Genomic DNA, 25,077 nt, shown 5'->3' with positions numbered 1-25,077 from the left:
TTTTTATTCTTCAGATATTGGGATTAGTAATTGATTAAATTTATTCATATCAAATGCAATAAAATCACTATTTGTATAGAAAAATTTAAATGAAAATCTTTTTTTAAACATATCTTGTTTTAAAGGTAAGATTTGTAGCATATTTCTTTGTTTTTTTAACTCTCTGATTGGATTTTCACCACTTGTTACTATTTCTAATTTTTCATTAAATATTTTTGCTAAATTTTCAAAATGATCTAAAAGATTAGATTTTCCTTCTTTTTCACCAATTGGGTCTAAATCAAATATTTTTGTTTTTATTTTTAATTGACTTGAGATATCAAATACTATTGGTGAAATTTGCTCATAAGAATTTGTATCATTTAATATAATTACTGTTCTTTTTACAGATTTTAACTTTTCTTTTCCAAATTTAAATACTGGAATTTTAAGTTCCATAACACTTTTTGTTCTCTCTTTATCTTTGAACATTTCATGTGTCAACATAATCATACCAATATTATATTTTCTATAATCTTCTTTTACAATTTTTGAAAAACCTTTATTTGCATAATCAATTTGTAAAATAATAGTAGGAAAATGTCTTAACTCATTTTTAATTAAATCCATAATTTCAACTGTTGTAGGTCTTGTAACTCTAACTATTAATAAATTATTTTTCAATTTTTGATTTAAATATTTTGCTTCATCAATAGCTTTTTTTACACTATTTTCATCTTCAAGATATAAATCTAAATATAGATAAATATTACTTCCAAATGGCATAGGAAATTGCCCTTGCGTTTTTCCAATTACATTATAAACTTGCATTAAAACATCAGGTTTTCCAATAACTAAAATTACATCATTTGGTTTTAAAACTAAAGAAGGTTTTATATTTATCATCTTTTGATTTCTGTAAAGCCCAAAAATTCTCCACTCTTTTTGCTCAATTGAACCAATGTATCTATAAGCATAAGAACTTCCAAATGGAATTCTTATCTCCATAATTTCACCTTGTTTTAATCCAATATTTTGCGCTAAAACTGGAACATTTGGGAGTTTTTCAACCATTCCATTTGCTAAAACTTCAATTCCTCTATAAATATTTACTAAAGAATCATTTACTTTTATTCCCCAATAATCCAAAACTGTCATTTGAAGATTTTTTGTGTGTTCTCTAATATTTTTAATTACATTTAAAGTCTCATCTTTAGAGTTAAGTGCAATTAAAACTTCTGTATGAATATTTTTATCTAAAACCATTGAAAGTTTTGATTTTGAAGTTGGATCAAACTTATAAAATGTAAAGTTAGAAGGCTTTTGTACTGGTAAAATTACATCACTCATATATATTACATCATAACTATTGTCACCTGTATTAGCTTCAATAATTCTTTGCATTAATTTTTTTGCAACAATACCATCTAATATAATTAATATTTTTTTCATGACTAAAATTATATCCTAAAAAAATTAATAGTAGATTTTTATTTATAGCTAATTTTTAGCTTTATATTTTACTATCACAAGATATAAATCTTAGTTTAGGTACAATTATAATTATCTAAAAAAAGGTTTTTAAGATTTATGGAATTTAAAATAGACGCAACATCAAATGGTGCTAGAGCTTGTACAATAAAAACTGCTCATAGTACTATTTTAACTCCTGTTTTCATGCCAGTGGGAACACAAGGAACAGTAAAAGCTCTGGATGCAAATGATATGCTAGAACTTGGAGCAAAAATTATACTTGGAAATACTTATCACTTATATTTAAGACCAGGAAGTAAACTAATCAAAAAATTTGGTGGACTTCATGGATTTTCAAAATTTCCAAACTCATTTTTAACAGATAGTGGAGGATTTCAAGCATTTTCACTAAGTGATAATAGTAAACCAGATGAAAATGGAATTACTTTTAAATCACATATTGATGGGAGTAAACATTACTTTACTCCACAAAGTGTTCTTAATACTCAATATGATTTGGGCAGTGATATTATGATGATTTTGGATGATTTAGTAGCCTTACCTAATACTAAAGAGAGAATCCAAAAATCAATAGAAAGAACTACTAAATGGGCTAAAGAAGCAATTGAATATCATATGTCTCAAAAAGAAAAAGGTATTGGAGTAAATCAAAATATCTTTGCTATTATTCAAGGTGGAACAGACAAAGAGTTTAGAAAAATGAGTGCTGAACAACTTTGTGCAATGACAGATTATGATGGTTATGCAATTGGTGGACTAAGTGTTGGTGAACCAAATGCTGATATGTATGAAACTGTTGAATGGACAACTCAATTTATGCCAAAAGATAAACCACGATATCTTATGGGTGTTGGAACGCCTGAAGATTTAATAGAAAATATCGAGCGTGGTGTTGATATGTTTGACTGTGTAATGCCTACAAGAAATGCAAGAAATGGAACTTTATTTACAACTTTTGGAAGATTAAACATCAAAAAAGCTGAATTTAAAGAAGATACTAATCCAATAGATAACGCATGTGAATGTTATACTTGCAAAAACTTTTCAAGAGCTTATCTAAATCATTTATTTAGAGCTTCTGAAATAACATATTTTAGACTTGCTTCAATTCATAATATTCATTACTATTTACAATTAATGAGAGATGCAAGAGAAGCAATTTTAGCAAATAATTGGACTGAATTTAAAAAAGAGTTTTACGCTAAAAGAAGCAAATAAACTCTTTTTTGATAAAATAAAATATATTAAAAATAAGGATACTTATGACTGTTGATGATAAATTAATTGCAAAATTAGAAAAATTATCAAGTTTACAGGTTGATGATTCAAGAAAAGAGAAATTGAAATCAGAATTAGCTGATATTATTAACTTCGTTGAAAATTTAAATGATATTGATGTAAGTCATATCGAAGCTACATTTACTACAATTGAAGGGGGTACACCTTTAAGAGAAGATGTTTCAGTTCAAAATTTAGAATTATCAAATCAAATTTTAAAAAATGCTCCAAAATCTGAAGATGGATACTTTATAGTTCCAAAAATCATTGAATAGGACAATTTTATGATTACAGTTTACGGTATAAAAACTTGTGGAAGTGTAAGAAATGCTTTGAAATTTTTTAAAGATAATAATATCGAAGTTGAATTTTTTGATTTTAAAAAAGAGACTCCAAGTGCAGATAAAATAAAGATTTGGACTACAAAAGCTGATATAAATGTTCTTTTTAATAACAAAGGTACAAAATATAAAACATTAAATCTAAAAGAGTTAAATCTTGATGATAATGGAAAATATGAATGGCTTTGTAAAGAACCATTACTTTTTAAAAGACCAGTTATTGAATTTGATGATAAATTAGTTGTAGCTTGGGATGAAGAGCTTTATAAAAAAACTTTTTTATAGAAAGTAGTAACCTACTTTCTATCTATCAAGACTCAATTGTAGTCTTTGTGTTTAATTTTAAATCTTCTATTTGTTTTGAAGTTGAAGAAACTTTAATCCAAAATAAAATCATACAAACTAATAATACTAGTGCTCCTAAAATAGGAATCCATGTATAAAGTAAACCTAAAATAACTATCCAACCAATTGTTGCAGGATATTTTATTTCTTTAAAAGGTAATTTAAATTCTGATTCCAATGCTCTTGATGCAGTGTCTGCTTTAATATTAAATACAATTAAAGCAATAAAGCCCCAAAAAGGAATCACTTGACTCCAAACCCAAATTTTACTTATAAAAGTTTGAGGTAAACCATCAACTCTCATTACATTGACTAATTTATTAAGGCTTAATAAAAATCCTAACCAAACTAGAAAAATAAATAAAAAAACAAATAATCCAGCTCCTACTGCTGCCATATTTTCTCCTTGCGTATTAATGAAGAAAAATAATACACAAAGAATTACTCATAAATGACTCATTTTTTTATTTTAAAATAATTTTTATGAAATTAATTAAAATTTATATCCTATATTAAAATAGTGAGCATATCCAGAAGTTTTTGTCTCTTTACCATTTAAAACTTCACCATCTTTCCATTGAGTCATATTTTTATAAACTTTTAGTCCATATCCAGCTGTCCATTTTTTATCATGTACCCAAAGTCCTAAATAAGATTGTAATGAATCACTTGTTCTATATTGTCTTTCAAAACTGTTATTATCTAAATCACTTCCAAACTCATAATCTAAATAACCTTGAAAAGATAAAAATCTTGAATCCGTAAAATTATATAAAGGTTTGAACCAATTTATATGAGCAACATATCCATCAAAACTATTTTCATTACTTGCACCATAATTTTCTTCTACATATCTAGTATAAAAATTCACACCACTAATTCCAAGCCATGGAATATCTATGTCACTTCCTAATCCCATCCAAACTATCTTTAATCCATCTCCATTTGGCTCATCTGCATAATAGATATCAAAAGCGATAAATAACTCTTGTAAAGCACCATAAGATAAATCAGTATTTGTTAAATAGTCTATTGAAATTCTTGGTTCAATATCTGCAAAGAAGTTGTTTTGTCCATGCTTATCACTTGTTGAACTGTTTAAAGCATCTATAAAATCTATATATCCATATAAATCTAACCATTCATATCTTCCACCAAACTCAAACTCCACATAATCATCATCAAATGCAAAAGGACCTGCTTTTTGATTTTCTCCATGGTAAAGATGTAAAGTTTCCCAATGTGAATTAGTAATATTATTAATATCTTTTGAAAAAACATTTATTACAAAAAGAAATACAACTAAAGTAACTCTTACTATGAGATTTTTCATTATTAACACCTATTTAAATTCATAAAAAAAGGAGAAAGTAAAAACTCTCTCCTTTTGATTATTTCAATAATTTATACAATTACGCTAAATCTTTTCTTGCTTCTTTTAAAGTATCAGCAATCATAAATGATAACTCTAAAGCTTGGTCAGCATTTAATCTTGGGTCACATTGAGTATGATATCTACTTGATAGACTTTCTTGAGTTACAGCAGAAGATGCACTTCCTGTACATTCTGTTACATTTTGTCCTGTCATTTCAAGATGAATTCCACCTGCATAAGTACCTTCTGCTTTATGGATTTGAAAAAATTGTTTTACTTCACTTAAAATTGCTTCAAAATCTCTAGTTTTATATCCATTGTCAGCTTTTATTGTATTTCCATGCATTGGATCACTTGACCATAATACATTTTTACCTTCTGCTTTTACTCTTTGTAAAAGTTTTGGGAAGAAATCACCAACTTTATTTGCACCCATTCTAACAATAAGATTTAATCTTCCAGCTTCATTAGTAGGATTTAAAGTATCAATTAATTGAATTAATTCATCCTCTTTCATAGTTGGACCTACTTTACATCCGATTGGATTTTTAATTCCTCTAAAATATTCAATATGAGCATCTTTTAAATCTCTTGTTCTATCACCAATCCATAACATATGAGCAGCACAGTTAAACCAATCACCAGTGATTGAATCTTTTCTAGTTAGTGCTTGCTCATAATTTAACAATAGTGCTTCATGTGAAGTAAATAGTGTAGTTTGATTTAATTGTGGAGTATTTTCACTTGTAATTCCACAAGCTTTCATAAATGTTAAACTTTCACTAATTTTATTTGCAAGTTCTTCATACTTTGCACCTAAATAATTATCTTTTACAAAATCTAAATTCCATATATGAACCTGATTTAAATCAGCCATTCCACCTCTTGAAAAAGCTCTTAAAAGGTTCATTGTTGCTGCACTTTGATTATATGCTTTTAATAATTTTTTAGCTCTTGGATTTCTTGCTTTTTCAGTAAATGCAATATCATTTACAATATCACCTCTATATGAAGGCAAGCTTACCCCTTCTATTTCTTCAAAATCAGCACTTCTTGGTTTTGCAAATTGACCTGCAACTCGTCCTACTTTTACAACTGGACAACCACCAGAAAAAGTTAAAACAACTGCCATTTGCATCATTACTTTAAATAAATCTTTTATATTTGCAGCATTAAATGATGTAAATGATTCTGCACAATCTCCACCTTGAAGTAAAAAAGCTTTACCATTTACAACATCAGCTAATTGTTTTTTTAAATTCAGTGCTTCTCCTGCAAAAATTAAAGGAGGATAAGATGCAAGTTCTGATTCTACTTTTGCAAGTTTTTCTAAATCATTATATGTTGGTTGCTGTTTTATAGGAAAATCTCTCCAGCTATTTGGAGTCCAAATATTCATTTATTCTACCTTTTTATTATATTTTATTATTGGAAAAATTTTATCCAATAATTTCTTAAACAATTTTTTAATTTATTAATTTTGAAAGCAAATCTCTAAATGAAACTTTGAATGCTTCTAAACCATCATTTAATAGCTTATCATAAATTGATTGCATCTTGATTCCTTTTGATTTTAAAAGTTCAAAATATTTATCACAATCAACTTCACTCATAATTGGTGTTGGTTCTTTTGAACCATCAGTTAACCAATCTTCTATTGTTGCTAGTGGTGCTGTATTTACTGAATTTGGATAAATTAAATTATCAATATAATAACTAGGACTTAATTCATTCCCTTTTACACCTGTACTTGCAAATAATGTTCTAATATTTGAGTTTCCAAATTTATTTACTTCATAGTAACATTTTGTTGCATTGATAATCCCTAATTTCGAAGCTTGTAAACCTTTTAAAATCAAATCAGCATCCATCATTCTGTCAAATCTTGAAACAAATACTGAAATAACAGCTTTTATATCTTTATTTGAATCTTTTATTCCTTCATCTAAAGCTTGTGCACATTTAATTGCTTGTTCAGGTGAAAAAATCAATGTTGCATTTACATTTATTCCTCTTGAAGTTAATTCCCTCATTGCTATATATCCAGCTTCTGTTGCAGGAACTTTTATCATTACATTATCTGCATTAATCGAAGTATATAATCTTACTCCTTCTTCAATAGTACCAGCAGCATCATCACATAAAAGTGGGTCAACTTCTATAGAAATAAATCCATCATCTGCATCTTTTTTGTGTAATTCATCAAGTAAAAAAGCTGCTCTTTTAATATCAGTTAAAGCAAGCTCTTCATAAATTGTTTTTGCATTATTTGCTTGTAACATATCAAGTTGTTGTTTGTATGCAACAGAGTTTGTGATTGATGATTCAAAAATAGCTGGATTTGAAGTAGCACCTTGAATAATCCCTTTTTTAATAATCTCTTTAAATCTATTTTCTAAAAAATCTCTTTCAATAAAATCACACCATAAAGAGTAATTAATATCTTCTTTTAAACTCATCTTTTCTCCTTGTAAGAATAAAACCTATTTTATATAATCTAGAATTTTTGTTAAATCTTTTGTATCTACAATAACATTTGCTTCTTTTTTAAGTATCTCTCTTGCACAAAAAGCAACTCTTGTATCTGCATGTGCAAACATACTTAAATCATTTGCACCATCACCACAAACTAAAGTTTCAGCTCTTGTTATTCCCATTAAAGATTGGATTCTTTGTAACATATCACCTTTTGAATAACCAAACATCATATCTCCACCAACAAGTCCAGTCAAAATGCCATTTTTTTCGTGTAAAACATTTGAAAAATCTGCATCTAAACCTAATTTTTCACGTGCTGGAGATGTACCAAGTCTAAATCCACCAGAAAAACACACTACTTTGTATCCCATTTTTTGAAGTTCTGGTACAAGTTCATATGAGCCTGGCATTAAAGGAAGATTTGCACAAATATCTACAACTTTTTTATAATCCATTCCTTTTAATAAAGCAACTCTTGTTGTTAAAGATTCAAAAAAATCAAGTCTTCCACTCATTGCTTCTTCTGTAATCTTTTTTACTTGCTCACCTATTCCTAATTCAACTGCTAAAAAATCAATAGTTTCCCCATCCATTAAAGTTGAATCAAAATCAAAAACAGCTAATTTCATCAATTTTCCCTAGTTTTAGTCTTTAAAAGGTATAATATTAGCTAAATTTAACTAAATATCTAAAAGGAACATATTTTTAAATGTTTGAAACACTTATACAAAAACTTCAAGAAGATAGATTTTTAACACTTGAAACAACACCTCAACATGAACCTTCTATGCATAATATTATTGAAAGAATTAAAAAATTTAAATTACAAGATAGAGTTGATGGTTTTTCGTGTACAGATAATCCTCTTGCCAAATTAAAATACAATGCTTTATTTGCCTCATTAAAATTACAAACAGAATTTAATAAACCTGTAATTGCAACTATGAGTATGAGAGATAGAAACAAAATTGCATTACAATCAGATTTAATGGGAGCAAATGATTTTGATGTGAGAGCTATTTTAGCACTTACTGGTGATCCTGCAAAAATGAGTGACCAACCTCATGCAAAAGGAGTTTTTGAAGCAAACTCTTTAATGCTTTTAAAAATTATTAAATCATTTAATTATGGAATGGATATGTCAGGTCATCCTTTTAAAATAGAACCTAAACAAATTTTTCCTTTTGCTGTTACAAACTCTTATGCAAAAAATTTCTCAACTTTAGAGAAAAAAATGAATTTAAAAATCCAAAATGGTGCTGTTGGAATTATTTCTCAACCTGTTTTTGATATTGAAAATGCTAAAAAACTTTTAGAATCATTTAATATTGCGAAAGAAGGAGTTGAAGGAGACAAGAAAAAAGCTCAACTTATTTTTGGAGTTTTTCCAGTAACAAAACTTAGGACAGCTCTATTTTTATCAGCACAAGTTCCAGGTATTCATGTACCACAATTTTGGATTGATGCCCTTGAAACTGCACATAATATTTCAGAAGAGGAAGAGTACAAAGTTGGAATGCAATTAAGTCAAGATTTATTCAGAGATTTAAATAAACTTCATCCAAAAATCCATCTAATGACAGCAAATAGATTTGATGTTGCAAATGAGATTATCTCTTGAAATTAGCTTCAATTGATGTAGGACTAAAAAGAATAGGAGTTGCTATTTGTTTAACTTCAAATATCGTAACTCCTCAAACTGCCATTTTGAGAAAAAATAGAGACCAAGCAGCACATGATGTAAACTCTTTTTTAAAAGAGTGGGAAATTGAAAAACTAATAGTTGGATTTCCAAGTGCAAGCGAAGATATGCAAAAAAGAATAAAACACTTTGTTTCTCTTTTAAAGCTTCAAATTCCTTATGAATTCCAAGAAGAAAATATGAGTTCAATTGAAGCTGAAGAGTTAATTAAAGGTGAAATAAAATATAAAAGAGATGGAAGAGTTGATTCTCTCGCAGCTAAAATAATACTTGAACGTTATTTAGCTAAAAAGTAATTATTTTAAAACATTTACAACAACAGCTATTGCAAAACCTGCATCATGTGTTATTGATAAATGAGATTTTTTTATACCAAATTTTTTTCTAATCTCTTTTTTATACTTTATTTTAGGTGCTCCAAATTTATCTTTTTTTATTTTTATATCATGAAAAGAACAATTAGCACCAATTCCTGTTCCTAAAGCTTTACTAGCTGCTTCTTTTGCTGCCCAAAATCCAGCTGCTGTTTCTATTCTTTTAATTAGTTCAATTTCATTGGGATTTAAAAACTTTTTATATGCTTTTATTCCAAATCTTTCATACATTTTTTTTATTCTATCTAAAGATGTAACATCTATTCCTATCATTCTAAACCTATATTTAAATTATTAAAACTTTCAAATTAATATTATATCTCATATTTATTTAGCTTTTATAAGTCCAAATAAACTTAATAAGAGTAAAATTAATTATCGGGAAAATTTTTAGGTATTACACAATTAAAAGCATATAATTATGTCAAAGGTAAACCAACATAATGAAACAATTATCTATTTTAAACAATTATCTTTTATTAACTATAAAAAATAGTATTAAATTACTCAAAAAATTAGATAAAAAAGAACAAAATATTGAAGACTTACATAATTTTCGTCTTAATATTAGAAAAATTCGTTCTTTATTAAATCTTTTTTTTAAAGATAAAAAATCTATAAATTTAAAATTAAAAAAAATATTTCTAAAAACCAACTCTTTACGAGAGTTTGATATTTTTATCAAAACACTTTCAAAAGACAAATATCCAAATCTTCATAAAAAAATAATTCTTGAAAGAAAAAAATATTTAAAAAAATATTGGAATAAAAAATCAACAAAAAAATATTTAAAAAAATTAAAAAGAATCAAAAATAAAATTTCTAAAATAAAATATTCTTATTCAAACCAAGAATTAATAAAAATAACACATAATCATTTTGAAGAAAGTATAGATTTAGCAAAAAAAATAGATGCAAAATATAGTAATAAAAAACTCCATAAAATCAGAATACATTTTAAAAAATCAAGATATTCTTTAGAGTTTTTAGAAAATTGTCATATAAGTAATGAAAAAAATAAAATAAAAATATGTAAAAAAGTTCAAAATAATTTTGGAGAAATTCAAGATATTAGAAATCAAATTGGTTATTTAAACAAATTAAAAATTAAAAAATGTTCTAAAAAAGAGTGTAAAAAACTTTTAAAAAATAAAAAAGATGAATTAAATAAACTTAAAAGTAATATTTATGAATAACTCTTACTTTAATTTGGATATTATTCTTTTTCTCATAATTTTATGAATATAAAAGGAATTTTATAAACAATATGAAACTGTTTATCCGAAAATTTTTCTATTTAGTAATTATGCTATTTATAATCAGTCTAATATCTTTTATTGCAATAAATGCTGCACCAAACTCTTTTTTTGCAAGTGGAGAACTAAATCCAAATATTACACCTGAATCAATTGAACAATTAAAAGCAATTTACGGACTTGATAAACCTTTATATGTCCAATTCTTTTCTTGGATTATTTCTATTTTACAACTTGACTTTGGAATCTCTTTTTCAAGTGGAGAAATGGTAAAAAATGAGATATTAAGTAGAATTCCTATTACTTTAACTATAAATATTGTTTCAATGGTACTAATTTTTATAATTTCACTATATTTTGGAATAAAATCAGCTTTAAATAAAAACTCTTTTTTTGATAAATTTACAGGTCAATTATCACTTCTAAGTTTTTCAATGCCTTCATTTTATTTGGCACTTATTTTAGTTTTAGTTTTTGCTATAAATTTTGAGATTTTTCCAATAGCAGGATTACATAGTATTCCTAATGACGGGAGTTTTAATTACTACTTAGATTTTGCTTGGCATCTAATACTTCCAATTTTTATTATTGTTTTTGGGGGAATTGGTAGTTTAATTTTATATATAAGAGGTTTAACCATCGAGATACTTAAATCTGATTATATCTTTTTTGCAAAATCACGTGGTTTAACTCAAAAACAAATACTTAGATTTTATATTTTACCCAATTTATATCCACCTGTTATAACTTTACTTGGGCTTTCACTTCCTGGAATAATTGGAGGTTCTGTAATACTTGAAACTATATTTTCAATAGATGGGATGGGATTACTTTTTTATCAAAGTGCATTAAGTCATGACTATCCTGTAATTATGGGGATTTTAATAATTGGAGCCTTTTTGACACTAATTGGTAATATGATTGCTGATTTAGTTTTACTAAAACTAAACCCAAATTATGAAGAAAAATAAATTTATTAAAGGATAAATATTGCAAGTTTTAAAAACAATTGAAGAATTGCAAGAAGTTAGAAAAAATTTAACTGGTAGTGTTGGTTTTGTTCCAACAATGGGAGCTTTACATAATGGACATATTTCACTTATCAAACAAGCAAGAAATGAAAATGATGTTCTTATTGTATCTATATTTGTAAATCCAACTCAATTCTTACCGGGTGAAGATTTAGATGCATATCCACGAAAAGAGGAAGCAGATAAAAAGATTTGTCAAATGTGTAAAGTTGATTATGTTTTTATGCCTGAAATCTCAACTATGTATACAAAAGAAGAAGTTTTAGTAAAAGCTCCAAATAAAAGTTATATTTTAGAAGGTAAAACACGTCCAGGACATTTTGATGGAGTATTACAAGTTGTTTTAAAACTATTTAATTTAACACAACCAACAAATGCTTACTTTGGGAAAAAAGATGCGCAACAACTAACACTTATTCAACAAATGGTAAGAAATTTCTTTTTACCAATAAATATTGTTCCATGTGATATTGTAAGAGAAGAAGATGGTTTAGCACTTAGTTCAAGAAATATTTATCTAAATCCAACACAAAGACAAGATGCACTTTTAATTTCAAAATCACTTTATATGGCAGGTTCAGTTATTTCAAAAGGTGAAAGAAGTGTTAAAGTTGTAAAAGATAAAATTTATGAAGTTATGAAAACATTGGATGTTGAGTATGTAGCAATAGTTGATAGAGAATTTAATGAAATTGAGATTATTGAACCTAAAAATACAATTATCTTGGTAGTTGCTAGATTTGGAAATACTAGATTACTTGATAATATTTGGCTTTAAAAAAAGATTATGTTAGAATCACAAAAAAATTTAAGGTAAATAATAATATATATGAAATTTTCAATACAAAAACCTAAAAAAACTTTGCATATGGTAAGTCTTGGTTGTACTAAGAACTTAGTAGATAGTGAAGTTATGCTTGGACGATTAAATGAATATCAACTAACAGATGATGCACAAAATGCAGATGTTATTATAGTAAATACTTGTGGGTTTATTGACAGTGCAAAACAAGAAAGTATTAATACAATTTTAAATCTACATGATGACAGAAAAAAAGAATCTGTTCTAGTAATGGCTGGATGTTTAAGTGAAAGATATAAAGAAGAATTGCAAAAAGAACTTCCAGAAATTGATGTTTTTACGGGAGTTGGTGATTATGACAAAATCGATGAACTAGTAAATGAAAAAAGAAGTAATTTTACAACAGAAGTATTTCTAGCAAGCGAAAACAATGAAAGAGTAATAACAGGTTCTTCATATCATGCTTATGTAAAATTAAGTGAAGGATGCAATCAAGCCTGTTCATTTTGTGCAATTCCTTCATTTAAAGGAAAACTTCACTCAAGAACTTTAGAATCACTTGTAAAAGAAGTAAAATCACTTGTAGCAAAAGGATATGTTGATTTTTCTTTTGTATCTCAAGATTCTTCATCATTTTTAAGAGACCTAGACACGAAAAATGGTCTTGAACTTCTAATAGAAGAAGTTGAAAAAATAGAAGGTATCAAAACAGCAAGAATTTTATATCTTTATCCATCAACTACAACATTAAGTTTAATTGACAAAATTGCTGATTCAAAAGTATTTGTAAATTATTTTGATATGCCTTTACAACATATAACTCCTTCAATGTTAAAAATCATGAAAAGAGGAAAAGGTGTTGAGCAATTAAATGAATTAATGAATCATATGAAATCAAAACAAAACTCTTTTGTAAGAACAACATTTATTGCTGGACATCCTGGAGAAACTCAAGAAGATTTCGAAACACTTTGTAATTATGTAGAAAACTTTAAATTTGATAGAGCAAATGTATTCTCATACTCTGATGAAGAAGGAACAACAGCTGCAACAAGAAATGATAAAGTTGAACAAGAACTGATTGATGAAAGAGCTGAAGTTTTAGGGGAAATCATCTCGAAAACTACACAAGAATCACTTGAAAATGAAGTTGGAAAAATTTTTGAAGTTTATATTGATGGAGAAAGTGATGAACATGAGTATCTATTAAGTGCAAGAAAAACTATCTGGGCACCAAATATTGATGGGGAAATTTATATCAATGATAATGAATTAGCTGAGGGTGAACAAATCAAATTTGGACAAATTTACACTGTAAAAGTTACAGAACTTGTTGGTGATAAATTACTTGCAACAGTAATTAAATAGTTATGAATTTAGATTTTAGTGCTGTAAAAGAGTCAAGAAATCTTCTAGCATTTTCTGCTGGTGTTGACTCTACTGCACTATTCTTTTTACTTTTAAAACAAAATATTCCTTTTGATATTGCAATTGTAAATTATAATGTAAGAGTTCAATCAAAAGATGAAGTCTCTTATGCAAAAGAGTTAGCTTTAAAATACAATAAAAAAATCTTTATAAAAGAAGTAAAATTAGAAGCAACTTCAAACTTTGAAAAAACTGCAAGAGATATAAGATACTCTTTTTTTGATGAGATTATAACTCAAAATTCTTATGTTACTTTAATCACAGCTCATCAATTAAATGATAAATTAGAGTGGTTTTTGATGCAATTTACAAAAGGTGCAGGATTAATTGAACTAATTGGATTTAATGAATTTGAAGAAAAAGAAAACTACAAAGTCTATAAACCTTTATTAGAAATTACAAAAGATGAGTTAGAAAACTTTTTGAAACTAGAAAATATAAAATATTTTATTGATAAATCTAATTTTGATGAAAAATATAAAAGAAACTATTTTCGACATAATTTTTCTGATAAACTTTTAAACGAATTTAAAAATGGAATAAAAAATTCTTTTGTATATTTACAAAATGATTTAAATTCTTTAAATATCAACTTAAATCCTATAAAAAAAATACATGAACTAGAAATCTTTTATAATCAAAATAGCGATAATTTAAATATTAGAATCATAGATAATAGTTTGAAAAAAAGAGGAATTTTATTAAGTTTTGCACAAAGAGAAGAAATACTTAAGCAAAAAGAGATAACTATTTCTCACAAAATAAATATTTCTATTACTGAAAAGTTTATCTGGATAGCACCAAAAATTGAAAAAAGCATGGATAAAAAATTTAAAGAATTGTGTAGAGTAAATAATATACCTAAAAATATTAGAAGTTATATTTGTACTTCTAATATAAATTTAAATGAATTAATTTTTTAAAAATCTTTTCATTTTTTGTATTTTTATTAATTCCTGTCGAGTATCTTCTTTATGTTTTTTCAGGAAATTTATATTTTTAAAAAAAAGTTCTTCAAGTTTTTTTAAATCACTTAACTCTAAATCAAAGTTTTCAATTGAATCATCAGTTAAGTAATCTTTGTACCATCTAACTAAAGCATCTGCTTTTTCAAATGAATCAAGCGAATCAATATATGTTAATTCACTTAGTGCTTTTATAGACCTGTTTCTTCTTTCCATGCGTCAATCAATCCTTGAGTAACTTTCATAACTTGATTAACTGAATTAATATTATCATCAATTCCAGCAGCAAATAGAGTTTCAATTTGATATAAGTATAAACCATCTAAATAATATGCAACTTCTCCACCATCAAAATCTAACACATTTCTTAATTCATCAAAAATTGCAATTGTTTTGTTTATATAAGTAAATTTTTGCTCAACATCACCATCTTGCATTGCATTTTTTACAAAAGAGAGATATTTAATAATCCCTTCATAAAGTTTTAGTACTAAAACATATGGATCATCAGATATTGCATTTTGTTGATTGTATACTTCTATTCCCATTAATCATTACTCCAAATTAATCATTTTTCTTTTATCAGTATATAATAGATTTACTTAAATAAGAAGAGAAAATAACTATTTTCAACTTCTTATTTTAATACTAATTACTTACTGTTGACTGTTGTATCAACATCTTTAATCCAGAAAATGAAGACTCCATCTGATTAATTATTGTTCCATATGAACTAAATTGTAAAGATAAAAGCTCATATTTTGCATTTAAAGCTTCTTCTGCTTTATTTTTTTCAGTATTTAAAGTTGTTTCCCTTGTTGTCATTGATTTTGCATACAAATCTAAAGTTCCACCAGTAAAAGTCATTTGATCAATAGTTTCTTTTAATACTGTTCCTAAACCTTTTTTTTCTGCTGTTCCTAAAAATAAATCTTTTAATCCTGTCATATCATTTTGAACTGCATCATTAAATTTTGTTGAATCTAAAGATAAAGAACCATATCTATCAAGTTCTATTCCATAGTTAAATACTGATTTATCGCTAGAAGAACCATATGAACCAAATAATTTACTTTTTACTTGATCTATTATATCTCTTATTGAAGATTTATCTCCTAGTTTAGAATCTGCATTATATACTTCTCCATCAACTAAAGCTACTAATTCATTGTATTTTGTAATGAAATTTTGCATTTGTGTCTCAACTTGAGTATTATCTTCTACTATATTTATTGAAGATGTACCTTCTTTATTAGCTGTTATTTTTAATCCATCAACAGTTATTGTATTTGAAGAAACATCATATGTAACTCCATCAACTTTTGCAATCATATTTTTAGCTTCTAATATGTGATTTGAGGTATTAACTGTAATTTGATCTGTTGTATATCCTAAAGCTTGACTTGCTTGACCACTAATAGATAAAGCATTGTCAAGTCCAGTATCTTCACTTTTAATAACTAATCTAAAAGAATCTGTACCTACTTGCTCTATTGAAGCATTCATTCCAGATTTTGTACTTATTTCATCAGCTAACTGTTGATAAGTTTTTCCATTTGTATTAAATGTTTCGCCATTAATTATTAAGTCGCCTTGATCAACAGTTCCATCTTTTATTGTTGAATTAAAACTATTTGATTGGTAAACATCTTTTTGAGCTAATTGTGTTACTTCAACACTTGTAAATCCTTTTTTTAAGGATTTAACATCTGCAGCATCAAAAGTAACTGAATCACCAGAAGTTGTTGCCGATTTTTGTTCAAATGCACTTACTCCACCAGATACAAATAAATCAAAAGGTTTTATTGCATTTAGTAACTCAGAAACTTTTGTTTCAATACTTGAAAAAACTTCTTTTTCTTTTGTAATATTCTCTATTTTTGTATCATATGGTTCAACAGTAGCTTTTCTTTCTGCTGTTTTTAATTTTTCAATTAAATCACTATTTAAAGAAGCTGCTTGTCCTGAACCTAATCCTAATATTCCACTAGCCATGATTTATCCTTTTATCTTTTTAATCCAAGTAAAGTTTGTAACATTTCATCTATTGCAGTTACAATTTTTGCATTTGCTGTGTATGCTGCTTGGAATTTCATTAAATCTAACATTTCTTCATCTTTATCAACTTTTACAAGCTTATCATAAGAACTTTGTACTGATTGTTTTATATCATTTTGTGTTTCTTGTAAAAATTTTGTATTTTCTTTATCTGCGGAAATACTTACTCTTAAATCTCTATAAAACTCCAATAAAGATGTAGTTTTAGAAGAAGTAATATTTTGAGCTTTTCCATCATAAGATAAGTTACTTTTCCATTGTATAGTTGCTAAATAATCTAATTCTTCTTGTTTTAAATCATTCACTGCATTTTTACTAAATTTCAATGTTTTAACACTTGCTCCGCTAAATAATCCTAGAGAATTTATTATCCCTAAAGATTCATCACTTGCAGCCTCTCCATAAATATAATCATTTGGTCCTGATTTTATATATTTATCTGTTATATCAGCTAAAGTTTGAGCAAATTCATCTAATTTATCAAGGTAAACTTGATATTTATTATTAGGTGATGTTGAAGATAAATTATCAAGTTGAGCTTTTATCATTCCATTTTTTAATGTAATTTCTCTATCATAAGTTGCTATTGAAACTTCTGATTTAGGTTCTTTACTCTCACTCTCATTTTTATAAACTGATTCTCTACTATCAACTATTGTAGAATCACTATTATCTCTTTTTTCTATACTTACTCTTGCTTCAAATTCATTTGATATTCCAGGTAAATTTGATTCTATTCTTAAAAAATTATCTTGATTATTATTTATGATTTTATTACCATTGTCATCAATTGAATAATCACCATTATATGCAGTAACATAATTTTTTAAATCTGGATCAGAATTAATTTTATGTACCATTGCTCTTGTAAGATTTGATTCTGATACAACTTCTGTTGTCTCACTTCCATCTCCATTCCAATCCATTGTGATTGATTCACCAATAGTAACTGAAACTTCAAATTCATTATTTAATTTATAAGTTACAACATCATTTAAATCAAGATTTTTTGATGTAAAATCTTCATTATATTTCAAAGAATCATAAACTTCAAATGTATTATTACTATTATATTTTACATAATTAAATTTATCCACTTGAGGTGTATCATTTTCTAAAACACTTATTGTTCTTACAATAGTATTATTACTAATTGCAACTGTATCACCAATTTTTAGTTCATAAAAGTTGTCTTCTCTACTCACACTTATATCAACATAACTAGATAACTCTAATTCTAATTGATCCCTTTTATCAAATAAATCGTTTGTTGCTGTTGCATACTTTTGTATTTTATCATTAACATCACCTATTTCTTTTAATAAAGAATTTATCTTTTCAACATTTGCATTTAATTCTGTTTTTTCAAATTCTTGTTGTTTCTCAACACTCGAATAAAGATTTTGCAAAGAATCTACTAAAATAGAACCTTGACTCTTTAATGCACTTTGATAAACTTCTGAATTTGGATTTGTTCTTAAATTTTCTACTGCTTGAAAATATCTATTTAAATCAACAGAAAAACCACTATCTTCTGTCTCTTTAAATGTTGCTTCTACATTTCCAAGCATATTTGATAACTTACTATAATAACTTGACTTTGAATTTTCACTCATAAGCTTATCATATACATATTGGGATGTTACTCTATAAACACCATCAACGTTTACACCACGAGCTGCAAATAAAGAATCTATTTGACCTATTTCACTAAGTCCAACCACTCTTTTTTTATATCCAGGAGTATTCTCATTAGCTATGTTATTAGATACATTTTCAACTGCAGTTTTTGCAGCACTAAGCCCAGTATATGACACGTTCAATGTACTTAACATAGTGACTCCTTTATAATTTATAAAATTATCGCATTACATTTCTTAAAATTAGATTAAAATGGCCAAATTGCTCTTACAAATTTTAATCCCCAAGGGGTATCTAAAATATCTGATTCAACACCATCTTTATTATACATAAGTTTTAGATTTGCGATTTGTGATGAATTAATTGAATTATCTGATGTTATATCATAAGGTCTAATAACACCACTTATAACAATTTCTTGTTTTTGACCTTCAATTAACATCTCTTTTTTTCCCTTAACATAATAGTTACCATTTTGATAAGTTTCTTCAATAATTGCAGAGATTGTTGTATCAAAAGTTTCATCTAATTCTGTTTTAACTTTTCCTTTATCAGAAGTTGAACTATTTGTTCCAAAATTAACACCAAGATTTGCATTTAAGTTTTTTGTTACATTTCCTGCTACGCCACTTAAAGCATTTGTACCAGTTGCAGAGAATAAGCCTCCACCTAAACTATTATCTCTAGTATTAGTTAGTTCTCTTTTATTATTACTTTTTGAAGTTAGATCTTCGCTAATTACAATTTGAATAATATCACCAACTTGTAAATCTTTCTTGTCAGCAAATAAAGATGTTCCTTGCATTGAGTATAAAGAACCTTTATTTTTTCTTGCTTCAGGAGCTTTTTTAGGAATTTGTATTTCGGGTTTTTTAAATTCTAATTCCGGTTCTGATGTACTACATCCAACAAAAAAACCTAAAAAAAATATTAGTAGAAGATTATTTTTTTTCATTTGATTTACTTTTTAAAATAAAATTTATATCAACAGCCACAATTACTTCAGTCAAAGTTCTTTTTATCAAAGCCATAACTCCATATCTAACAATCAAGGCATCTAAATTTGTATCTGGCTCACAAACTATTACAACTTTGTTTTCAATTAATTTTACATGTTTAATATGTTCTTGACCAACTAAGTCAACAGCTTTTTCTACTTCAGAAAGAATTGCTCTTTCCAAATTTTTTTTAGCTTTTTCTTTTTTTTCTTCTTCAATTTTTAAAGCTTGTTTTTCTTGTAACTCTTGTTTTTGTTTTTCTTCAAAAGTTTTATTCATATAATAGTAATAGGCACCAAACATAGCAACTAATACAACTAATGATATTAGTTTAATAAATTTTTGTTTTCGATTTCTTTTTACTGCAACTATCATTATTTAATTACAAAAGTAGTAAATAATATCGTTTGAACACTATTCCGAGCTATTTTACTATTTGATTGTGTAACATTATTTATTACATTATTTATATCTTGAATCAATTCATCTTTTAATAAATTTTTTCCACCCACTGTCAATAATTCTTCTGAACTTCTTGCGCTTATTTGAGAAATTACAACATCAATTATCTCTGCTTTGTACTCTTCTACAATTGCAGCAATTGTTGGTTCTGTACTTTTTATAGAAAAAGACAATTTCATTAATTTTTCTTTTCCTCTAGAATCAGTTAAATTAAGTACCAAATCATTTATGTCAGCTTTAAAAGAATCTCCTTTATCTGAGGCTTCAGCTTTAACTTCTTCTTGTGTAGTCTGATTATTACCACTTAAAACACCTTGTGAATATAAAAAATAACCTCCTCCTACAACAGCTACTAATAAAATTACAACTAAAGCGATTAATACAATAATTAATCCTTTTCCTCCTCCAGATGAACTTTTTTCTTGATTATTTTCTTCTGCCATATTAATCCTTTTTCTCATTTTCTATATTGTAATTCTCAAGTTTTTGAGTAAGTATAGAAGCATTTGGTACACTTAAAAATTTCATTATTTGAGTTACATTATTCTCTTTTAATTTTAAAATTATATCAAAAACATCATCAATTTTGCCTTCACTGATCATTTGATTAAAAATTTCAGCAGCATTTTTTGCTTTCATTGCATTGTATATTTTAGAAGTTTTACTTTCAACTTCTCCTTTTATATCCTTCAAAATTTCAAGATTATCATCATGTAATTTTTTTATTTCATTTTTCTCTTTTTCTATTTGAGTAAGAATATTTTCTAACTCTTTTTTTCTATCTTGATACTCTTTTTCTTTTTCATTATAAAAATTATTTAACTCTTTTTTTAATTCCATAACCTCAATTTTCTGTCTAGTCAAAGAACTACTTGTTTCCTCAGCATTTAGATAAAGTCCTAAAAAAACTATTATTAATATTTTATTGAACAAATTTATTTTCTCCTTTATCTTTTATATATTTACTTTGCATATATTCACTAGATGCTTCCTCTTCGGCTAATAATACCTTTTTAAATGCTTCTTTCTTTTCTTCATCTAAAATATATTTAAATTGTTCAGCTTCTTTTTGTAATTCAATTATCTCTTTTACAAGAACCTCAAGTTGTTTATTTAAACTTGTTTTTTCATTTTTAAGATTTTGAATATACATTTTCATTGTGTTTTTATGCATTGTTAAAATCATAAAATCTGATATAGCACCATGTTTTTCAACTGTTGCTGTATCAATTTTGTTTTGAGTAAAAGATATTTCTAAATCTATTTTTTCTATTTTTGTTTCAATTAATGCCTTTTGCATTAATTTTTGATCTGTTTGATTTTTTTTTAAATTATATAATTTTTCAATCAAATTAATTACCAAATACTAAAATTAGATTCCATAAATCTTTAGTATATGTTTCAATGTGATCCCCAATCCAAGGAAGAGAAATTAAAATAAAAGCAGATACAAAAATCATTTTAGGAACAAAAGATAAAGATGCATCACTTACTTGTGTTACAGCCTGAAAAATAGATATTATAAGTCCTATAATCATACTAACTATTAGTGATGGTAAACCAAGAATCAAAATTATTTTCACAGTATTTTCAGAAATAGCTATTAAATCCATACCTAATCTTTAATTTTTATTGTTATTTCTAATGTTTTGTTATTTAATAATTTAGAAATTAATAATGAAAGATCATCAACATTTGAACTACTAATATTTAGAGTTTCGCTATTATTTTTCACAATTTCTTGTTTAGATTCTATTTTTTCACTCTTCGATTCATTTGTATCTGTACAATTTAATGCTTCTAATAAATCTTTTTCATTCAATGAATCTAACTCAAAAAATTCATCATCACTCATTTTTTCTCCTTTTAAAGGTTCAATATCTTTTAACTCTGTTTTTTTCTCTTCAAAAAAATTTATATCATCAAGATCTTCATCTTTTTCTTCTACAAAATTCTCAAAATCATCAGTTTTTTCATTTTCATTTTTATCTTTTTTAGCAAAAATTTCTTCTAAAAAATCAACATCTTCAAATACTTCTTCTATTGAATCTTCTTCATCTTCAATATTTTCATCTAATAAGTTCGCAAGTATATCTTCATCATTTAAAGGTTCTTCTTGCTCACTTAAAATATCTTTATCATCATAGTCAAATGATATATTATTTAGTCCAAAATTATCATTAAAATCTAAATTTTTATCAGATTCATTATCAAAAATATTTGCATTATTTTCTTCATTTTTTCCAATTAAATTCTCTAATTCATCTAAATTTACACCTGAACCCATTGTATCAAACAAATCATCTAAATTTTCTTCTTTTGACTCTATAATATTTTTTTCTTCAGGAATTGGTTCTTTGACTAAAAGTTGAGCTAATTCTTCATCAAGTTCAATACTTTTATTTTTTCCTTCTATTCCATCTTCATTTTCTAAAGATACGTTTTTATCATTTTCTTCTAAATCTTTTTGTTCTTCATATTTTCTAATTATGTATTTAGGTATCTCTTTTAAAGAATCTATTGATAAATCAGCAATTCCATTATCAAGTAAAAATTCTTCTTCTATCCCATCTTTTGGTATAAAAAATTTTAATTTTTTATTTAATGAGTTTTTTTTAATTATTTTTTCATCATCAATTAAATATATTTCTTTTGGATAAGTTCTAATAGTTTGTTTTAATTCAGATAATTTATTTATTTCTTTAATTGAAGTATCTGTATCGAGTTTAAATTTAATATTTGAATGTTCTAATGTTTCAAGAATCTCTTTTTTAAAACTTTGATTACCATATATATAAATATTCAATACTAGAACCCTATGTGATGATTTTATTATGATAGATTATACCTTTTTTTATTAAATTTTCGATAAAATATTTCTTACTTAATAATGGAGGATGATATTGAAATATTTTTTTATACTTACACTATTTTTATCATCTTTGTATTCGCAGACTATCAAAGATATTTCAAATGTAATTGGAATACGTGAAAATCAATTAATTGGTTATGGTTTGATTGTTGGACTTCCTGGAACTGGTGATAAATCAAAATTTACAATGCAATCTTTACAAAATCTCCTTAGAAATTCTTACATAAAAATTCCTGCTGGATCAATAAATTCAAAGAATATTGCTGCTGTTATGGTAACAGCAGATTTACCACCATTTTCTAGACAAGGTGATAAAATAAAAGTAAAAGTTTCAACTATTGGTGATGCTAAATCTGTAGATAATGGAGAATTATTAATAACACAATTAAAAGGTGTAGATGGTAATGTTTATGCATTAGCTCAAGGAACGATTGTTTCAAATGAAAATAACAAAACTACTGGATTTATTTATGATGGGGCAACAGTTGAAAATGAGATTGATTATAATTTAAAAGATGAAAATTCTATTCAATTGAGTTTATTAAAAAATTCTGCAAGAAATGCTGATTTAATTGAAACAAAAGTAAATGAAAGATTTAATAAAAAATTAGCAACTGCTCTTGATACAAGAACTATTGAAATTATGAAACCAGAAAATATTTCTATGGTTAAGTTTTTATCTATTGTCCAAAATATAGAATTAGATTCTACATTTAAAAAGAAAGTTATTATTGATCTAAGTAGAGAATCTATAATTACAGGAGGAGATATTCCAATTGATCCTGTTACAATTGCAAGAGATAAATTTACAATTAGAATAGATAAATCACCTTTAAATGATAATGATTGGAATGATTCAAAAAAGAATCCAGGTGTTGATATTGGAGACAATGTTAAAATTGCAGATAAACCTATAATAAATATTGATAATGCAATGATAAATACTAAAGGAACACCTACAATATCTGATTTAGTTCGTTCTATGAAAGTTATGAAATTACCAATGACAGAAATTATTGATACGATAAAAATGATAAAAGAAATGGGTGCAATTGACGTAGATATTGAGGTAAGAGGATAATATGGCTGAATTTTTAAGTCAAGATGAAATTGATGCTCTTTTAGACATTGCTGAACAAGGAGAGGATATTGATGGTACTAATCCTCTTGATAAAGTTGTATCAAAAGAAAAAAATTACTCTATTTATGACTTTAAAAAACCAAATAGAATTACTGTTGACCAATTAAAAGCTTTTTCTACTATGCATGATAAGATGCTAAGAGATTTTATTAATGACTTATCTTCTATGCTTAGAAAACTTGTTGATATAAAGTTATATTCTATTGAACAAATGACATATGGAGAATTTATTTTATCAATTCCCCAAATAACATCTTTAAATACTCTTTCTATAAAACCACTTGATGGAAGAATTGTTGTTGAATGTAATCCTGCAATTTCACATAAAATAATTGCTGATTTATTAGGTTCAGGTGCTGTTAATACAACAGATAATATTGATAGAGAATTAACAGAAATTGAAGTTGAAATTCTTGAACATTTCTACAAAATGTTTATTAAAATATTATATAAAACTTGGAGTGATATTTCAAGTCTAAATTTTAAAATAGAATCAAGAGATACAAATGCAAATGCAATACAAATAGTTTCTGATCATGAAATTGTTTTACTTGTTGTTTTAGAAATAACAATTGATGAAGAATCAGGTTTTCTCTCTATTTGCTACCCTATTTCATATTTTGAACCTCTTTTAAATAAAATTGTTGAAAAAATATTTAGTGAAGGTAAAAATAGAAAATCAAGTAGAAAAAGAGATATAAAAACTTTAATCTCTGGTGCTAGAATGAAAATCGAATCTATTATGGCAGAAACTGAATTAACAACTCAAGAAATTTTAAATTTAAAAGAAAATGATGTTATAGTTTTCAATAAAAATGCAACTTCTTCATCAGCTACTATTTACATAAATAAAAAAGAAAAATTTTCTGCAATATCTGGAATATCAAATAATAGAAAAGCTATACAAATTAAATCAAATTTAGATAAAGAAAAACAAGAAACTCTAGAAAATCTAAGAGCTATGAGAGAAGAAAGAGAAATAAAAGCAAAAGAGACAGCTGAAAATATTAGAAAACTTTTAAATCAAAGAAATAGTTAATTTCTAACTATTTCCTTT

30 protein-coding genes are annotated in these 25,077 nt (G+C 26.0%); 12 read left to right on the top strand and 18 right to left on the bottom strand.

The genetic code is table 11. The features are described 5' to 3' along the window. Window positions 1–3: 3 nt before the first annotated feature. Window positions 4–1,431, bottom strand: a complete 1,428-nt coding sequence (locus ABLL_RS01875) for a COG3400 family protein (RefSeq protein ID WP_014473081.1) — start codon at window positions 1,429–1,431, stop codon at window positions 4–6. A 138-nt stretch (window positions 1,432–1,569) separates the two neighbouring features. Here ABLL_RS01875 and tgt point away from each other — a divergent pair, with 138 nt between their 5' ends. The 3 genes from tgt to ABLL_RS01860 are packed head-to-tail and all read left to right on the top strand — an operon-like array spanning window position 1,570 to window position 3,377. Beyond that, on the top strand, window positions 1,570–2,691 hold the full coding sequence (tgt, locus tag ABLL_RS01870; RefSeq protein ID WP_014473080.1) for a tRNA guanosine(34) transglycosylase Tgt: 1,122 nt from the start codon (window positions 1,570–1,572) through the stop codon (window positions 2,689–2,691). Window positions 2,692–2,735: 44 nt separating this feature from the next. Then, window positions 2,736–3,026 (top strand): Asp-tRNA(Asn)/Glu-tRNA(Gln) amidotransferase subunit GatC, encoded by a 291-nt coding sequence (gene gatC, locus ABLL_RS01865; RefSeq protein WP_014473079.1) that lies wholly within the window; start codon window positions 2,736–2,738, stop codon window positions 3,024–3,026. 9 nt (window positions 3,027–3,035) lie between these two features. Then, window positions 3,036–3,377 carry an arsenate reductase family protein gene (locus tag ABLL_RS01860; RefSeq protein ID WP_014473078.1) on the top strand — a complete coding sequence of 114 codons (342 nt, stop codon included), beginning with the start codon at window positions 3,036–3,038 and terminating at the stop codon, window positions 3,375–3,377. Window positions 3,378–3,402: 25 nt separating this feature from the next. Here ABLL_RS01860 and ABLL_RS01855 read toward each other — a convergent pair whose 3' ends face one another. From ABLL_RS01855 to serB, 5 genes are all read right to left on the bottom strand, one after another. Further along, window positions 3,403–3,834 (bottom strand): hypothetical protein, encoded by a 432-nt coding sequence (locus ABLL_RS01855; protein WP_014473077.1) that lies wholly within the window; start codon window positions 3,832–3,834, stop codon window positions 3,403–3,405. Between the two features lie 96 nt (window positions 3,835–3,930). Further along, window positions 3,931–4,770 (bottom strand): outer membrane protein OmpK, encoded by an 840-nt coding sequence (locus ABLL_RS01850; RefSeq protein WP_014473076.1) that lies wholly within the window; start codon window positions 4,768–4,770, stop codon window positions 3,931–3,933. Between the two features lie 79 nt (window positions 4,771–4,849). Continuing rightward, complete coding sequence (locus tag ABLL_RS01845; RefSeq protein ID WP_014473075.1) at window positions 4,850–6,211, bottom strand: class II 3-deoxy-7-phosphoheptulonate synthase; 1,362 nt, start codon at window positions 6,209–6,211, stop codon at window positions 4,850–4,852. A gap of 67 nt (window positions 6,212–6,278) precedes the next feature. Next, window positions 6,279–7,271, bottom strand: coding sequence for a transaldolase (locus ABLL_RS01840; RefSeq protein ID WP_014473074.1), 993 nt, complete (start codon window positions 7,269–7,271; stop codon window positions 6,279–6,281). Between the two features lie 24 nt (window positions 7,272–7,295). Then, window positions 7,296–7,919: a phosphoserine phosphatase SerB gene (gene serB, locus ABLL_RS01835; RefSeq protein WP_014473073.1), complete on the bottom strand. Its 624-nt coding sequence runs from the start codon at window positions 7,917–7,919 to the stop codon at window positions 7,296–7,298. Window positions 7,920–7,999: 80 nt separating this feature from the next. Between serB and ABLL_RS01830 the strand changes: the two genes are divergently transcribed. Together ABLL_RS01830 and ruvX are read left to right on the top strand one after the other, a co-directional pair. Next, window positions 8,000–8,911 carry a methylenetetrahydrofolate reductase gene (locus tag ABLL_RS01830; protein ID WP_014473072.1) on the top strand — a complete coding sequence of 304 codons (912 nt, stop codon included), beginning with the start codon at window positions 8,000–8,002 and terminating at the stop codon, window positions 8,909–8,911. Then, window positions 8,908–9,288 (top strand): Holliday junction resolvase RuvX, encoded by a 381-nt coding sequence (gene ruvX / locus ABLL_RS01825; RefSeq protein ID WP_014473071.1) that lies wholly within the window; start codon window positions 8,908–8,910, stop codon window positions 9,286–9,288. Before ABLL_RS01830 ends, ruvX begins: the two co-directional genes overlap by 4 nt. Here ruvX and acpS read toward each other — a convergent pair whose 3' ends face one another. Beyond that, window positions 9,289–9,639 (bottom strand): holo-ACP synthase, encoded by a 351-nt coding sequence (gene acpS / locus ABLL_RS01820; RefSeq protein WP_014473070.1) that lies wholly within the window; start codon window positions 9,637–9,639, stop codon window positions 9,289–9,291. 170 nt (window positions 9,640–9,809) lie between these two features. On the opposite strand from acpS, the gene ABLL_RS01815 reads away from it, so the two are divergent. From ABLL_RS01815 to tilS, 5 genes are all read left to right on the top strand, one after another. Beyond that, window positions 9,810–10,562, top strand: coding sequence for a CHAD domain-containing protein (locus tag ABLL_RS01815; protein ID WP_014473069.1), 753 nt, complete (start codon window positions 9,810–9,812; stop codon window positions 10,560–10,562). Between the two features lie 71 nt (window positions 10,563–10,633). Beyond that, window positions 10,634–11,593: an ABC transporter permease gene (locus tag ABLL_RS01810; RefSeq protein ID WP_014473068.1), complete on the top strand. Its 960-nt coding sequence runs from the start codon at window positions 10,634–10,636 to the stop codon at window positions 11,591–11,593. Between the two features lie 19 nt (window positions 11,594–11,612). Continuing rightward, window positions 11,613–12,431, top strand: coding sequence for a pantoate--beta-alanine ligase (panC, locus tag ABLL_RS01805; protein ID WP_014473067.1), 819 nt, complete (start codon window positions 11,613–11,615; stop codon window positions 12,429–12,431). Window positions 12,432–12,482: 51 nt separating this feature from the next. Continuing rightward, on the top strand, window positions 12,483–13,823 hold the full coding sequence (rimO, locus tag ABLL_RS01800; RefSeq protein ID WP_014473066.1) for a 30S ribosomal protein S12 methylthiotransferase RimO: 1,341 nt from the start codon (window positions 12,483–12,485) through the stop codon (window positions 13,821–13,823). 2 nt (window positions 13,824–13,825) lie between these two features. Then, window positions 13,826–14,806 carry a tRNA lysidine(34) synthetase TilS gene (gene tilS / locus ABLL_RS01795; protein WP_014473065.1) on the top strand — a complete coding sequence of 327 codons (981 nt, stop codon included), beginning with the start codon at window positions 13,826–13,828 and terminating at the stop codon, window positions 14,804–14,806. On the opposite strand, the gene ABLL_RS01790 is transcribed toward tilS, so the two are convergent. The 11 genes from ABLL_RS01790 to ABLL_RS01740 form a co-directional block, all read right to left on the bottom strand. Next, entirely contained in the window at window positions 14,795–15,064 is a 270-nt protein-coding gene (locus ABLL_RS01790) for a hypothetical protein (protein ID WP_014473064.1), read from the bottom strand. The genes tilS and ABLL_RS01790 overlap by 12 nt on opposite strands. After that, the gene (gene fliS / locus ABLL_RS01785; protein WP_014473063.1) at window positions 15,040–15,396 is read right to left on the bottom strand and encodes a flagellar export chaperone FliS; all 357 of its coding nucleotides are present in this window, start codon (window positions 15,394–15,396) and stop codon (window positions 15,040–15,042) included. The genes ABLL_RS01790 and fliS overlap by 25 nt, the downstream gene beginning before the upstream one ends. Before the next feature lie 100 nt (window positions 15,397–15,496). Continuing rightward, the gene (gene fliD, locus ABLL_RS01780) at window positions 15,497–16,843 is read right to left on the bottom strand and encodes a flagellar filament capping protein FliD (RefSeq protein WP_014473062.1); all 1,347 of its coding nucleotides are present in this window, start codon (window positions 16,841–16,843) and stop codon (window positions 15,497–15,499) included. A gap of 11 nt (window positions 16,844–16,854) precedes the next feature. Then, the gene (gene flgK, locus ABLL_RS01775) at window positions 16,855–18,741 is read right to left on the bottom strand and encodes a flagellar hook-associated protein FlgK (RefSeq protein WP_014473061.1); all 1,887 of its coding nucleotides are present in this window, start codon (window positions 18,739–18,741) and stop codon (window positions 16,855–16,857) included. 53 nt (window positions 18,742–18,794) lie between these two features. Further along, window positions 18,795–19,502, bottom strand: coding sequence for a flagellar basal body L-ring protein FlgH (locus ABLL_RS01770; RefSeq protein ID WP_014473060.1), 708 nt, complete (start codon window positions 19,500–19,502; stop codon window positions 18,795–18,797). Further along, window positions 19,489–19,920 carry a hypothetical protein gene (locus ABLL_RS01765; RefSeq protein ID WP_014473059.1) on the bottom strand — a complete coding sequence of 144 codons (432 nt, stop codon included), beginning with the start codon at window positions 19,918–19,920 and terminating at the stop codon, window positions 19,489–19,491. The genes ABLL_RS01770 and ABLL_RS01765 overlap by 14 nt, the downstream gene beginning before the upstream one ends. Further along, entirely contained in the window at window positions 19,920–20,450 is a 531-nt protein-coding gene (gene fliL / locus ABLL_RS01760) for a flagellar basal body-associated protein FliL (protein ID WP_014473058.1), read from the bottom strand. The genes ABLL_RS01765 and fliL overlap by 1 nt, the downstream gene beginning before the upstream one ends. 1 nt (window position 20,451) lies before the next feature. Next, entirely contained in the window at window positions 20,452–20,940 is a 489-nt protein-coding gene (locus ABLL_RS01755; RefSeq protein ID WP_014473057.1) for a hypothetical protein, read from the bottom strand. Next, window positions 20,930–21,358, bottom strand: coding sequence for a hypothetical protein (locus ABLL_RS01750; protein ID WP_041654619.1), 429 nt, complete (start codon window positions 21,356–21,358; stop codon window positions 20,930–20,932). The genes ABLL_RS01755 and ABLL_RS01750 overlap by 11 nt, the downstream gene beginning before the upstream one ends. Before the next feature lies 1 nt (window position 21,359). Further along, complete coding sequence (locus ABLL_RS01745; protein ID WP_014473055.1) at window positions 21,360–21,620, bottom strand: flagellar biosynthetic protein FliQ; 261 nt, start codon at window positions 21,618–21,620, stop codon at window positions 21,360–21,362. A gap of 2 nt (window positions 21,621–21,622) precedes the next feature. After that, window positions 21,623–22,813 (bottom strand): hypothetical protein, encoded by a 1,191-nt coding sequence (locus tag ABLL_RS01740; protein WP_014473054.1) that lies wholly within the window; start codon window positions 22,811–22,813, stop codon window positions 21,623–21,625. Window positions 22,814–22,904: 91 nt separating this feature from the next. Here ABLL_RS01740 and ABLL_RS01735 point away from each other — a divergent pair, with 91 nt between their 5' ends. Further along, the gene (locus ABLL_RS01735) at window positions 22,905–23,960 is read left to right on the top strand and encodes a flagellar basal body P-ring protein FlgI (protein WP_228712348.1); all 1,056 of its coding nucleotides are present in this window, start codon (window positions 22,905–22,907) and stop codon (window positions 23,958–23,960) included. Between the two features lies 1 nt (window position 23,961). Beyond that, entirely contained in the window at window positions 23,962–25,059 is a 1,098-nt protein-coding gene (fliM, locus tag ABLL_RS01730; RefSeq protein ID WP_014473052.1) for a flagellar motor switch protein FliM, read from the top strand. The last annotated feature ends 18 nt before the right edge of the window (window positions 25,060–25,077 follow it).

This window comes from Arcobacter sp. L (genome assembly GCF_000284235.1).
In the GTDB taxonomy this organism is placed as follows: domain Bacteria; phylum Campylobacterota; class Campylobacteria; order Campylobacterales; family Arcobacteraceae; genus Aliarcobacter; species Aliarcobacter defluvii.
The sequence above is the reverse complement of the archived record's forward strand: the minus strand, read 5'-3'. Positions and strand labels throughout refer to the sequence as shown.

Excerpts from the sequence above, each read along its gene's own strand:
- ABLL_RS01875 (WP_014473081.1), bottom strand. The coding sequence starts at position 1,431 with ATGAAAAAAATATTAATTATATTAGATGGTATTGTTGCAAAAAAATTA.
- tgt (WP_014473080.1), top strand. The coding sequence starts at position 1,570 with ATGGAATTTAAAATAGACGCAACATCAAATGGTGCTAGAGCTTGTACA.
- gatC (WP_014473079.1), top strand. The coding sequence starts at position 2,736 with ATGACTGTTGATGATAAATTAATTGCAAAATTAGAAAAATTATCAAGT.
- ABLL_RS01860 (WP_014473078.1), top strand. The coding sequence starts at position 3,036 with ATGATTACAGTTTACGGTATAAAAACTTGTGGAAGTGTAAGAAATGCT.
- ABLL_RS01855 (WP_014473077.1), bottom strand. The coding sequence starts at position 3,834 with ATGGCAGCAGTAGGAGCTGGATTATTTGTTTTTTTATTTATTTTTCTA.
- ABLL_RS01850 (WP_014473076.1), bottom strand. The coding sequence starts at position 4,770 with ATGAAAAATCTCATAGTAAGAGTTACTTTAGTTGTATTTCTTTTTGTA.
- ABLL_RS01845 (WP_014473075.1), bottom strand. The coding sequence starts at position 6,211 with ATGAATATTTGGACTCCAAATAGCTGGAGAGATTTTCCTATAAAACAG.
- ABLL_RS01840 (WP_014473074.1), bottom strand. The coding sequence starts at position 7,271 with ATGAGTTTAAAAGAAGATATTAATTACTCTTTATGGTGTGATTTTATT.
- serB (WP_014473073.1), bottom strand. The coding sequence starts at position 7,919 with ATGAAATTAGCTGTTTTTGATTTTGATTCAACTTTAATGGATGGGGAA.
- ABLL_RS01830 (WP_014473072.1), top strand. The coding sequence starts at position 8,000 with ATGTTTGAAACACTTATACAAAAACTTCAAGAAGATAGATTTTTAACA.
- acpS (WP_014473070.1), bottom strand. The coding sequence starts at position 9,639 with ATGATAGGAATAGATGTTACATCTTTAGATAGAATAAAAAAAATGTAT.
- ABLL_RS01815 (WP_014473069.1), top strand. The coding sequence starts at position 9,810 with ATGAAACAATTATCTATTTTAAACAATTATCTTTTATTAACTATAAAA.
- ABLL_RS01810 (WP_014473068.1), top strand. The coding sequence starts at position 10,634 with ATGAAACTGTTTATCCGAAAATTTTTCTATTTAGTAATTATGCTATTT.
- rimO (WP_014473066.1), top strand. The coding sequence starts at position 12,483 with ATGAAATTTTCAATACAAAAACCTAAAAAAACTTTGCATATGGTAAGT.
- tilS (WP_014473065.1), top strand. The coding sequence starts at position 13,826 with ATGAATTTAGATTTTAGTGCTGTAAAAGAGTCAAGAAATCTTCTAGCA.
- ABLL_RS01790 (WP_014473064.1), bottom strand. The coding sequence starts at position 15,064 with ATGGAAAGAAGAAACAGGTCTATAAAAGCACTAAGTGAATTAACATAT.
- fliS (WP_014473063.1), bottom strand. The coding sequence starts at position 15,396 with ATGGGAATAGAAGTATACAATCAACAAAATGCAATATCTGATGATCCA.
- fliD (WP_014473062.1), bottom strand. The coding sequence starts at position 16,843 with ATGGCTAGTGGAATATTAGGATTAGGTTCAGGACAAGCAGCTTCTTTA.
- flgK (WP_014473061.1), bottom strand. The coding sequence starts at position 18,741 with ATGTTAAGTACATTGAACGTGTCATATACTGGGCTTAGTGCTGCAAAA.
- ABLL_RS01770 (WP_014473060.1), bottom strand. The coding sequence starts at position 19,502 with ATGAAAAAAAATAATCTTCTACTAATATTTTTTTTAGGTTTTTTTGTT.
- ABLL_RS01765 (WP_014473059.1), bottom strand. The coding sequence starts at position 19,920 with ATGATAGTTGCAGTAAAAAGAAATCGAAAACAAAAATTTATTAAACTA.
- fliL (WP_014473058.1), bottom strand. The coding sequence starts at position 20,450 with ATGGCAGAAGAAAATAATCAAGAAAAAAGTTCATCTGGAGGAGGAAAA.
- ABLL_RS01745 (WP_014473055.1), bottom strand. The coding sequence starts at position 21,620 with ATGGATTTAATAGCTATTTCTGAAAATACTGTGAAAATAATTTTGATT.
- ABLL_RS01735 (WP_228712348.1), top strand. The coding sequence starts at position 22,905 with ATGATATTGAAATATTTTTTTATACTTACACTATTTTTATCATCTTTG.
- fliM (WP_014473052.1), top strand. The coding sequence starts at position 23,962 with ATGGCTGAATTTTTAAGTCAAGATGAAATTGATGCTCTTTTAGACATT.